General features: G+C 68.5%; 8 protein-coding genes. 6 read left to right on the forward strand and 2 right to left on the reverse strand.

The genetic code is table 11. From position 1 onward, the window contains the following. Positions 1–40 precede the first annotated feature (40 nt). From PP359_RS05995 to PP359_RS06020, 6 genes are all read left to right on the forward strand, one after another. The gene (locus PP359_RS05995) at positions 41–1,057 is read left to right on the forward strand and encodes a LacI family DNA-binding transcriptional regulator (RefSeq protein ID WP_294980515.1); all 1,017 of its coding nucleotides are present in this window, start codon (positions 41–43) and stop codon (positions 1,055–1,057) included. Positions 1,058–1,202: 145 nt separating this feature from the next. Further along, on the forward strand, positions 1,203–2,522 hold the full coding sequence (locus PP359_RS06000; protein ID WP_499250104.1) for an ABC transporter substrate-binding protein: 1,320 nt from the start codon (positions 1,203–1,205) through the stop codon (positions 2,520–2,522). Between the two features lie 65 nt (positions 2,523–2,587). Further along, positions 2,588–3,550, forward strand: a complete 963-nt coding sequence (locus PP359_RS06005; protein ID WP_135948503.1) for a carbohydrate ABC transporter permease — start codon at positions 2,588–2,590, stop codon at positions 3,548–3,550. Beyond that, positions 3,550–4,452: a carbohydrate ABC transporter permease gene (locus PP359_RS06010; RefSeq protein ID WP_476151164.1), complete on the forward strand. Its 903-nt coding sequence runs from the start codon at positions 3,550–3,552 to the stop codon at positions 4,450–4,452. The genes PP359_RS06005 and PP359_RS06010 overlap by 1 nt, the downstream gene beginning before the upstream one ends. Next, positions 4,452–6,686: an alpha-xylosidase gene (gene yicI / locus PP359_RS06015; protein ID WP_499250105.1), complete on the forward strand. Its 2,235-nt coding sequence runs from the start codon at positions 4,452–4,454 to the stop codon at positions 6,684–6,686. Before PP359_RS06010 ends, yicI begins: the two co-directional genes overlap by 1 nt. 212 nt (positions 6,687–6,898) lie before the next feature. Continuing rightward, a complete protein-coding gene (locus tag PP359_RS06020) occupies positions 6,899–7,750 on the forward strand; it encodes an endonuclease domain-containing protein (RefSeq protein ID WP_499250106.1) in 852 nt (283 codons plus the stop codon). A gap of 142 nt (positions 7,751–7,892) precedes the next feature. Here PP359_RS06020 and PP359_RS06025 read toward each other — a convergent pair whose 3' ends face one another. Both PP359_RS06025 and PP359_RS06030 read right to left on the reverse strand, forming a co-directional pair. Continuing rightward, positions 7,893–9,710 (reverse strand): ABC transporter ATP-binding protein, encoded by a 1,818-nt coding sequence (locus PP359_RS06025; RefSeq protein ID WP_499250107.1) that lies wholly within the window; start codon positions 9,708–9,710, stop codon positions 7,893–7,895. Next, positions 9,707–11,572, reverse strand: a complete 1,866-nt coding sequence (locus PP359_RS06030; protein WP_499250108.1) for an ABC transporter ATP-binding protein — start codon at positions 11,570–11,572, stop codon at positions 9,707–9,709. Before PP359_RS06030 ends, PP359_RS06025 begins: the two co-directional genes overlap by 4 nt. Positions 11,573–11,693: the final 121 nt, after the last annotated feature.

The raw sequence follows: 11,693 nt of genomic DNA on the forward strand, positions 1-11,693 counted from the left end.
AGCTTCGCTCGAAGCGCTTCGATACGACAGAGGAGTCGGCATGGCACGCATCGATGAGGTGGCCGCGGCCGCCGGCGTGTCGATCAGCACCGTCTCCTATGCGCTGAGCGGCAAACGCCCGATCTCTCCCGACACGCGCCGTCGGGTCGTCGATGCGGCACATCGCCTCGGCTACGCGCCGAACGCGGGGGCACGCATGCTGGCCGGACGCGTCACTCACATCTTCGCCCTGACCGAGCCGCTGCGCCGCGAGACCCACGCCCCCACCCACATGTCCTTCGTGCTGGCCGCCGCCGTGGCCGCACGTCGGCACGACTACGACATCCTCCTGCTGACCGATCAGCAGGCTTCTGAAGGAATGCACCGGGTCACCGCTTCGGGACTGGTCGACGCGATCCTCGTCCTGGACGTCGCTCCCGACGATGAGCGCGTCGCGATCGCCCGGGCGATCACGACGCCGACGGTGTTCATCGGCATCCCCGACGATCACGAGGGCATCGACTGCGTCGACCTCGACTTCGAGGCGGCCGCGCGCCTGGCGGTCGATCGAGTGGCCGATGCCGGGCACCGCCGGATCGCCCTGATCGGTCAGCCCGAGAGCACCTACCGGCTCTCCAACTTCCCCCCGCGCGTTCGCCGGGCCGTCGCCGACCGGGCCGACGAGCGCGGGCTGGCGTACACGTTCGCCACGACCGGAGAGGTCGTGACCGAGGCGGATGCCGTGCGCACCGCCGTCGGCGACGCTCTCGACGCCGGTGCCAGCGCCCTGCTGCTGCACGGTGTCGACGACATGCACGCGGCGGTTCTGGACGCCGTGACCGAGCGCGGGATCCGGGTGGGGTCCGACATCTCGATCGTCTCGATCGCGGCATCCTTCGACACCACGAAGCTGCCGATCCAGGTCGACACCATCCCCCTGATCCCCGAGGCCTCGTGCGATCTCGCCGTCGACCTCGCTCTGGCGAGGATCGACGATCCGCACCGCCCGACCGGCATTCATCTCCTCGCCCCCGTCTACCGCGACGCAGGGTCGGTGACCGCCCCTCCCTCGGTGTGAACCCTCCGACCGGAAGCCCTTCCGTTCGCTCATCATCGAAGCGCTTCGATAGCCACCTCACCGCATCACACGCAACTGAAGATCGCAACTGAACACCGCAATCACAGACCGGGCCGATGACGGCCCACCGAAAGGAGTGCCGACGATGGCACGAATCACCGGGCGGGCGCGGGTACTGACCGCCGCCGCCGTTCTCACCGCCGCCGCACTGGGCGTCAGCGCCTGCTCGTCGTCCGGCGACACCGGCGGTGGCAGCACCGACGGGGCCGGCCAGACCCTGAAGCTCTGGCACTACGAAGGCGCCGACAGCGCGATGGGCAAGGCGTGGGCCGAGGCCGTCAACGTCTTCGAGAAGGAGACCGGAGCGAAGGTCGAGTTCGAGGAGAAGTCGTTCGAACAGATCCAGAAGACGGCGAGCCAAGTGCTCGACACCGACGCCGCCCCTGACGTCATGGAGTTCAACAAGGGCAACGCGACCGCGGGCTTCCTCGCCTCGACCGGGCTGATCAGCGATATCTCCGACGCCGTCGCACAGTACGGCTGGGCCGACAAGCTCGCACCGTCGCTGCAGACCACCGCGAAGTACACCGACAAGGGCGTCATGGGCGGCGACACCTGGTACGGCGTGCCGAACTACGGAGAGTTCGTCGGCGTCTATTACAACAAGGACGCGTTCGCTGCGGCGGGCCTGCAGATTCCGACCACCTACGACGAGTTCATCAAGGTGCTCGACGCGTTCGTGGCGAAGGGCATCACGCCGCTCGCGGAAGCAGGTGCGGAGTACCCGCTCGGTCAGCTCTGGTACCAGCTGGCGCTGACCAAGGGCAGCCGGGATTGGGTCAACGACTACCAGCTCTACAAGAACCCGGTCGACTGGCAGGGCGCCGAGACGAGCTACGCCAGCGAGACCCTGAAGGACTACGTCGCCAAGGGCTACATCGCCAAGGACGTCTCCTCCATCAAGGCCGAGGACGCGGGAGTGTCGTTCATCAACGGCACCGCACCCATCTTCGTGTCGGGCTCGTGGTGGTACGGGCGCTTCACGGAGCAGGCAACCGGCTTCGATTGGACGATGCAGGCCTTCCCCGGCTCCAAGCTCTCGCTCGGCTCCTCGGGCAACCTCTGGGTGGTGCCGCAGAACGCGAAGAACAAGGATCTCGCCTACAAGTTCATCGACATCACGATGCGACCGGAGATCCAGGCCATCATCGGCAACAACGGCGGTCTGCCCGTTGCGGCCGATCCGAAAGACATCACCGACGCCAAGAGCAAGGACCTGATCTCGACGTTCAACGGCATCCTCGGCCAGGACGGACTGTCCTTCTACCCGGACTGGCCCGCGCCCGGCTTCTACGACGTGATCGTGCAGCAGCTGCAGGGCCTCGTGACGGGCACGCAGGATGCCGCGACGACGAACGCGAACCTGGGCAAGGCCTACGACGAGGGCACCGCGGACTACCGCTGAGGCCCCTGTGAGATCCGGTGGGGGCGGCTGACAGCCGCCCCCACCACCGAACGGAAAGCATCCCCATGTCGCTCACCGCACGTGCTCGCCGCACCCGCGTCATCGACGATGAACCCGCCATCCCGCAACGCGGGCGTGGGCGCGGAGCCTACTGGCTCTACCTGCTGCCGGGCTTCCTCCTGCTGCTGATCATCGTCATCGTCCCCCTCGTCTGGAACGTCTATCTCACCTTCACCAGCTGGAAGGGGGTGCGCGCACCCACGTTCATCGGGGCCGCCAACTGGATCAAGCTCGTGGGCGACGAGGCCTTCTGGACGTCGTTCCTCAACTCGGTGTGGATGGTCATCGCGATGGTGATCGTGCCCACGATCGTGGGCCTTCTCATCGCCGCTCTCCTGTTCGACGTCGTCGGACGCAAGTTCGGCGGCCGCGTCGGCAGCTTCCTGCGGGCGACCTACTACCTCCCGCAGATCCTCCCGGTCGCCGTGGCCGGCATCGTGATCGGCTGGATCGTGCGCCCCGGCAGCGACGGCGCCCTCAATCAGCTGCTCGGCGGCATCGGCATCGCCCCCTACGACTGGCTGGGACAGATGCCCTCCGCCCTGCTCGTGCTCATGGTGGTGCTGGTCTGGGTGCAGATCGGGTACCCGGTGGTGGTCTTCATGGCGGCACTGCAGCGCGTCGATCCGGAGCTGTACGAGGCGGCGGAACTCGACGGAGCCAACTGGTTCCAGCGGTTCGCCTCGATCACGGTCAGCATCATCCGTCCGGAGATCTTCGTCGTGACCCTCACCTGCACGATCGCCGCTCTCAAGGTGTTCGGCCCGGTCTACGTCATCACCCGCGGGGGACCCGCCGGAGCGACCCTCGTTCCCTCGTACTACGCCTACCAGGAGTTCTTCACGAAGCGCGACGTCGGCTACGGCGCGACGATCGCCACCGTGCTCACGATCCTCGTCGTCATCGTGTCGATCGTGTTCATCCGCGTGCAGAACTCTCTCGAACGCAAAGAAAGGGCGGGCCTGTGATGGCTGCCGGAACCGTACTCACCACGACGGCGCGCCCCCGCCGCGCGCCCTCCGGGCGACGCGGGCGCGGCGGCATGGTGACCAAGCGCGGAGTCGACTGGCTCCTGCTCGCCCTCGTCATCGTCGGCGCGCTCCTCGTGATCGCGCCCTTCTACCTCGTCCTGGTGAACTCGTTCAAATCTCCCACCGACTACGCCACCTCCGGCCCACTCGCTCTGCCGCAGGCCCTCGACTTCACCGGCATCACCACGTTCTGGGAGCGCGTCAACTTTCCGCAGAAGATGTGGAACTCGGTGTTCATCTCGGGCATCGTCGCCGTGCTGGCCGTGCTGATCTCGATGCTCAACGCCTTCGCGATCGGCATCGGGCGCGTACGCGGACGCACCTGGATCGTGCTGCTGTTCCTGCTCGCGAACCTGCTGCCGCAGGAGGCGCTGCTGTACCCGCTGTACTACATGTTCAAATCGGTCGGCCTCTACGACAACGTGTGGTCGGTGATCATCGTCTTCACCGTCGTGCAGGCCGCGTTCGGCACCTACCTGTTGTCGTCGGTGTACGGCACGTTCCCCAAGGAAGTGCTGGAGGCGGCATCCCTGGACGGAGCCGGACGCTGGAAGATCCTCTGGCGCGTGGTCTTCCCGATCAGCCGCCCGACACTCTCGGTGCTGCTCATCTTCTTCTTCATCTGGACGTGGAACGAGTTCCTCATTCCGCTGACGTTCCTCGCGTCGAACGCGAACCAGACGGTGCCGGTGGCCATCAGCGTCCTGCAGGGCGACCGCCTCATGGATGTCACCACGACCAGCGCGTCGGCGCTGCTGGGCATCATCCCGACGCTCATCTTCTTCCTCATCTTCCAGCGCACCCTCACCCGGGGCATCACGGCAGGAGCAGTCAAGTAATGAAGTTCACCGACGGGTTCTGGCAGCTGCGACCCGGTGTCGCCGCCCTGTACGCACAGGAGGCGTACGACATCTGGCAGATCCCCGACACCGCCGACGGTCCCGGCCTGATGGTCACCGCCCCCACGGCCGTCATCGCACGACGCGGCGACGTGCTCAACCGGCCCGTGCTGACCACGACCCTCTCCTCCCCCGCCGACGGCGTCATCCGCGTACGGATCGCGCACCACACCGGCGCCCCCTGGCACGGCGGCTTCGCGCTTCCCGGCGCGGGAGGCTCGGCCGACGGCGTCGAGATCACCCCGAGCGGCGGCATGGTTCGCGCCGGCCTGCTCACGGCGCGGGTCGCCGCGGGTGCCCCCTGGGATCTCGCCTTCGAGGTCGACGGACGCCGGGTCACCGGCAGCGGGCACAAGTCGCAGGGCTACCTGCGCATCTCGGCCGACGCGCAGGTCGACACCGGCATCGTCGGCAATGCCCGCGCCGGACAGCGCGCCAGCGCAGCGCCCGCGTACGTGCACGAGCAGCTCGATCTCGGTGTCGGCGAGCTCGTCTACGGCCTCGGCGAGCGCTTCGGCCCGCTGGTGAAGAACGGCCAGACCGTCGACATCTGGAACGCCGACGGCGGCACCTCCAGCGAGCAGGCGTACAAGAACGTGCCGTTCTACCTGACCAACCGCGGCTACGGCGTGCTGGTGAACGATCCGGGACATGTCTCGTTCGAGGTCGGCTCGGAAGCCGTGGAGCGCGTGCAGTTCTCCGTTCCCGGCGAGGTGCTGGAGTACTTCGTCATCGCCGGCCCCACCCCGGCCGACGTGCTGCGCCGCTACACGGCGCTGACGGGACGCCCGCCCGTGGTGCCCGCCTGGTCGTATGGTCTGTGGCTGTCGACGAGCTTCACGACCGCCTACGACGAAGCCACGATCACCTCGTTCATCGACGAGATGGCGGCCCGAGAGCTGCCGGTGTCGGTGTTCCACTTCGACTGCTTCTGGATGCGCGAGTTCAACTGGTGCGACTTCGAGTGGGATCCGCGCGTGTTCCCCGATCCCGACGGGATGCTCGCGAGACTGCATGAGCGCGACCTGCGCGTGTGCGTCTGGATCAACCCGTACATCGCACAGCGCTCGCCGCTGTTTCGCGAGGCGGCGGATGCCGGGTACCTCGTGCGGCGCGCTGACGGCTCCATCTGGCAATGGGATCTGTGGCAGGCGGGGATGGGTCTGGTCGACTTCACGAATCCCGACGCGACGGCGTGGTACCAGGAGAAGCTGCGCGGGCTGACCGCCCAGGGCGTCGACTGCTTCAAGACCGACTTCGGCGAACGCATCCCCACCGACGTCGTGTGGGCCGACGGCAGCGACCCGCAGCGCATGCACAACCTCTACACGGAGCTGTACAACCGCGCCGTCCATGACGTTCTGGTCACGGACCGCGGCGAGGGCGACGCCGTGCTGTTCGCCCGGTCGGCGACCGCGGGCGGCCAGAGCATGCCGGTGCACTGGGGCGGCGACTCGACCTCGACCTTCACCTCGATGGCCGAGACACTGCGCGGCGGCCTGTCCCTCGCCATGAGCGGGTTCGCCTACTGGAGTCACGACATCGGCGGCTTCGAGGGGACTCCGGATGCCGCGGTGTTCAAGCGCTGGACGGCATTCGGGCTGCTCAGTTCGCACTCCCGCTTCCACGGGTCGGACTCCTACCGCGTGCCCTGGGCCTTCGACGAGGAGGCGGTGGAGGTGACCCGCCGCTTCACGCACCTGAAGATGAGACTCATGCCCTATCTGCATCAGCTCGGCGTCGATGCCGCGCGCACCGGCATCCCCTTGCTGCGTCCGATGGCCCTGGAGTTCCCGGACGACCCGGCCGTCGCCTACCTGGATCGGCAATACATGCTCGGCCCGTCGCTGCTGGTCGCGCCGGTGATGTCCGCGAGCGGAGAGGCGGAGTTCTACCTGCCGGACGGAGAGTGGACGTCGCTGCTGAGCGGCGAGCACGTCGAGGGCGGACGGTGGCGTCGTGAGACGCACGGGTTCGACACACTTCCGCTGTACGTGCGCCCCGGCGCGGTGCTGCCGTGGGGCGCCCGCCACGACCGTCCCGACTACGACTACCTCGAGGGCCTCGAGCTGCGGGTGTTCCCCGGCGGCTCCGGCACCCGTGAGGTGGTCGTGACGACGCCGGACGGGCGCAGCGAGGTCTTCGAGGTCGATCTCGACACGCCGTCCGACTGACCGCTGCGCGCGGCCGCGGTCGTCGTCGCCTCACCGGATGCGGAGATGAGCAACGGATGCGGATGCCGCGCGCTGCGGCATCCGCATCCGTTCACACCCTCCGCGTCTGTTCATGAGACGCAGGCTCCTCCCCTGTGGCGGGTGCGGGCGAGTTGTCCTCACTCCAGAGGGGTGCCCGGCCTCGGCGGCGCGGGCGGACGCAGACTCGACGTGTGGGGATCCGGGAGTTGGTGGAGGCGGGTGGCGGCATCGTGCATCGACAGGCGGTACTCGATGTCGGCATCCGCCCCGCCACGTTGCGGGCGGCGATCTCGGCCGGGGAGGTCCGCCGCGTGCGCCGCTACTGGGTCGCGACGTCCGCGGCCCCGGACGCGTTGGTGCACGCCGCCGAGGTGAGCGCGCGGCTCGCCTGCGCCTCCGCGGCGCAGCACCGGGGATGGTGGATGCCGCCGGGCACGACCGGTCGGCCGCATCTGCACGTCCGCGCTCACGCGCATCGGCCGCCGCCGAGCGGTGACATCGCCCCGCCGGTCTTCCACTGGGATGCACCGATGGTGCCGGCGCACCCGCACGCCCTCGTCGAGTCGGTCCCCGATGCCCTCGCGCACATCGCCGGATGCCTGTCGTACGAGGACGCGCTGGTCGTGTGGGAGTCGGCGGTGCGACTCGAGCGGCTGCCGCTGGCGGTGCTGCAGCGCTACCGCTGGAAGACGCCCGCCGCGCGGCGGCTGGTCGGCGACCTCGCGGGCCTCAGCGACTCGGGCATCGAGACGCTGTTCGTCTCGCGGATCCGCGCGTTCGGGCTGCCCGTGCGCCAACAGGTGCTGCTGCCCGGACACCGCGTCGACGGCCTCATCGGAGACCGTCTCGTCACGCAGCTCGACGGCTACGCCTTCCACTCCGCTGCCGCCGACCGCGGCAGCGACCTGCACCACGATCGGGAACTGATCGCCCACGGCTACACGGTGCTCCGGTTCACGTACGCCGAGGTCGTGCACCAGTGGCCGCGCGTCGAGGCGGCAATCCTCCGCGCGATCGCGCAGTGCCTCCACCTCGCGCGCTGACGCAGCCGCGCCCCTTCCAGCCCAGCCCGCACCAGCCCGCACCAGAATCGGAGCACGTCACCAGAATCGGATGCCGCGCGCCGCGGCATCCGATTCTGGTGCTCATCTCCGAATCTGCGAGCGGGGAAGGCCCGCGGCAGCGTCAGACGAGCGACTGCTTCCACGCACTGTGCAGCTGCGCGAACTTGCCCGTTCCGGCGATGAGGCTTGCGGGGGTGTCGTCCTCGATGATGCGACCGTGCTCCATCACCAGCACGCGGTCGGCGATCGACACGGTCGACAGCCGGTGCGCGATGATGATCGCGGTGCGGTCGGCGAGCAGCGTCTGCAGCGCCGCCTGGATCTGCCGCTCGCTGGGGATGTCCAGCGACGCCGTCGCCTCATCGAGGATGAGAACGGCGGGGTCGGCGAGGAAGGCACGGGCGAAGGAGATCAGCTGACGCTGTCCCGCCGACACGCGACCGCCGCGCTTGTTCACGTCGGTGTCGTACCCGTCCGGCAGCCGCTCGATGAAGGCGTCCGCGCCGACGGCCCGGGCAGCCGCGCGGATCTCCTCGAACGTCGCGTCGGGCTTTCCGAGCGCGATGTTGTCGGCGACCGTGCCGCTGAACAGGTACGCCTCCTGCGTGACCATCACGATGGCGCGGCGGAGGTCCTTGGGGTGCAGCTCCCGCAGATCGACGCCATCGAGTGTCACGGCGCCTCGCGACGGGTCGTAGAACCGTGACACGAGCTTGGCGAGCGTCGACTTGCCGGCCCCGGTCGTTCCCACCAGGGCGATGGTCTGACCGGCGGGGATGTCGAGCGAGAAGTGCGGCAGAATCGTGCGCTCGTCGGAGTAGCCGAAGACGACGTCCCGGAACTCGACGTGCCCCGCGGCCTTCCACAGATCGACCGGGCGTGCCGGGTCGGGCACGGTGGGCCGCTCCTCGAGCACACCCGAGACCTTCTCCAGCGCGGCGGTCGCCGACTGGTACGAGTTCAGGAACATCGCGACTTCCTGGAGGGGCGAGAAGAAGTTGCGGACGTACAGCACGGCGGCGAGGAGCGTTCCCACCAGCAGCGCACCGTCGACCACACGCAGCCCGCCCCACAGCAGCACACCGGCCACGGCGAAGGCCGAGACCGCCATCATCCCCGGCTCGAAGGTGCCGAACAGACGCAGCGAGCGCATGTTGACGTCGCGGTATTGACCCGACAGATCACCGAACTCCTCATCGTTGCGCGGCTCCTTGCGGAATGCCTTGACGGCGCGGATGCCGGTCATCGTCTCGACGAACTTGACGATGACCTTGGCGCTGACCACCCGCGACTCACGGTATGCGCGCTGCGAGTTGCGATAGAACCAGCGCATCAGCAGGTACAGCGGAATGCCGGCGATCGCGAGGATGACGCCCGACTGCCAGTCCAGCAGCAGCAGCGCGATCAGGGTGAACGCCCCGTAGAGCACGCCGGAGACGAGCTCGTTCAGGCCCCCGTCGAGCAGCTCGCGGATGGAGTCGAGGTCGCTCGTCTGACGCGAGATGATGCGCCCCGAGGTGTACGACTCGTGGAACTCGAGACTGAGTCGCTGCGTGTGCAGGAAGATCCGGGTGCGCAGATCGAGCATGACGGCCTGCGTCAGGCGCGCGGCGACCACCGCGTACCAGCCGATGAGCGCGGCACCGCCGACGCCGGCGATGAGGTACACGACGACGATCACGATGGTCGGCATCCAGTCGGCGTCCTGCATCGCCTGCGGCAACGCGGTGTTCAGTCCGTAGGCGATCAGGGCAGGGCCGGCCACGCGCAGCGCGGTGGAGACCACGAGCACGACGAGGGCCAGCACGAGCTGCCACCGCAGCGGATCGACGAGCGATCCCAGCAGTCGCAGCGAACGCTGGCGGATGGCGCGCGATTCGTCGCGCGTGTAGTCCGAGCGATCTTCACCGGTGGTTCCGGCGACGGATGCCGTGCTCACAGGTTCACCTCCGTCTCCCGCAGGCGGGCGTTCTCTTCTGCTTCGGCATCCTCGAGGCTCGAGATGACGTGCCGGTAGTGCTCGCTGGTGCGCAGCAGCTCGGCGTGGGTGCCGACGGCGGTGATGCGCCCCTCTTCGAGCAGCGCCACCCGGTCGGCGAGCGTGACGGTCGAGGGCCGGTGCGCGATCACGAGGGTCGTCGTGTCAGCCATCACCTCGCGCAGGGCATCCTCCACGAGCGCCTCGGTGTCGACGTCGAGCGCCGACAGCGGGTCGTCGAGCACGAGCACGGCGGGGCGCGCCGCGACCGCGCGCGCCAGCGCCAGACGCTGGCGCTGACCGCCCGAGAGCGACAGCCCCTCTTCGCCGATGATCGTATCGACCCCGTCGGGCAGGTCGTCGACGAAGCCGGCCTGTGCGACGGCGAGCGCTTCACGCAGCACGCCCTCGGCCTGCGCGCTGCCCGGCACCAGGTCTTCGCGACCGAGCAGCACGTTCTCGCGCACCGTCTGGGAGAACAGCGTCGAATCCTCGAAGGCCATGCCGACGTGGGTGCGCAGCTCTTTCAGAGTGAGATCGCGCACGTCCACGCCATCGATCGTCACCCGCCCGGCGGTGACGTCGTACAGACGTGCGGGCAGAGTGGTCAGGGTCGTCTTTCCCGATCCGGTGAGTCCGACGAGCGCCATCGTCTCGCCCGGGACGAGCGTCAGATCGATGCCGTCGAGCAGATCCCGTTCGCCGTCCCCGGCATCCTGGTAGCGGAAGTGCACACCCTCGAACGCGAGTGCACCGCGCGAGCTGCCCAGCGCGACGGGCACTGCGGGATCGGTGATCGTGTTCTCCTCGTCGAACACCTCGAAGATGCGGTCGCTGGCGGTGCGGGCATCCAGCAGGAACGAGAAGAGGAAGCCGATGGACTCCATCGGCCAGCGCAGCACGGTGGCCATCGCGAAGAACGCGACGAGCTCGGCGATGCCGAGCTGGCCGAGCTGCTGCAGCACGATGCCGACACCGAGACACAGGGCGAACGCGATCTCGGGCAGCAGCACGAGCCAGAACCAGATCCAGCCGACGGCGCGCGCCTTGCTCAGCTCGGTCTCGCGGAGCGTCTCGGCTTGACGGGTGAACTTGAGCAGGGCGTGCTTTCCGCGCCCGAACGCCTTCAGCACACGGATGCCGTGGACGCTCTCCTCCACGCTGGTCGCGAGGTCGCCGGCCTGGTCCTGGCTCTGGCGCGCGAGCGTGCCGTACGTCTTCTCGAACCGATAGCCGGCGTACCAGAGCGGTGCGCAGACGATCAGGAAGGTGACGCCGAGCGCCCAGTGCCAGCGGAACAGCAGCGCCATGCCGACGAGGATCGTCAGCAGGTTGACGACGAGCAGCACGATGCCGAAGGCCATCCAGCGTCGCAGCATGCTGATGTCCTGCATCATGCGCGAGAGCAGCTGGCCCGACTGCCAGCGGTCGTGGAACGCGACCGGCAGGCGCTGGAGGCGCTCGTAGAAGCTCGTGCGCAGGTCGTATTCGACCTTGGTCGACGGTGCGAGCACGAACCAGCGCCGCAGCCACACCATGACGGCTTCGAGAAGCCCGAGCACGAGGATGAGCGCGGCGCCCCACACGAGCTGGCTGCGATCGCCCGCGGCGCTGGCGCCCGCGGCGATCGGGCCCTGCACGAGCACTTCGAGCACGAGCGGGATAGACAGAGCGAGCAGGCTCGCCACGAGCGCGCTGACGGCGCCCAGCACGAGCCGGGGCAGGACGGATCGGGCGAAGGGGTAGAGACGCGCGAGCGCGCGCACCGTCGACAGGCGCTCGACGGGAGGGGTGAGCTCGGAGGGCGTTGAGGAGGAGGTCATGATCCTTGCGGAGGGGTGGAACGGATGCCGGGGTCACGCGGCCGGCGGAGGTGACGGGTGGGCGCACGAAGGCGCGGCAGGACGAAGAGGCCCTGTCGGAGGTAACGCGCGGCGGGACGAT

The organism is Sphingomonas sp. BLCC-B65, assembly GCF_028550675.1.
Taxonomy (GTDB): Bacteria; Actinomycetota; Actinomycetes; order Actinomycetales; family Microbacteriaceae; genus Microbacterium.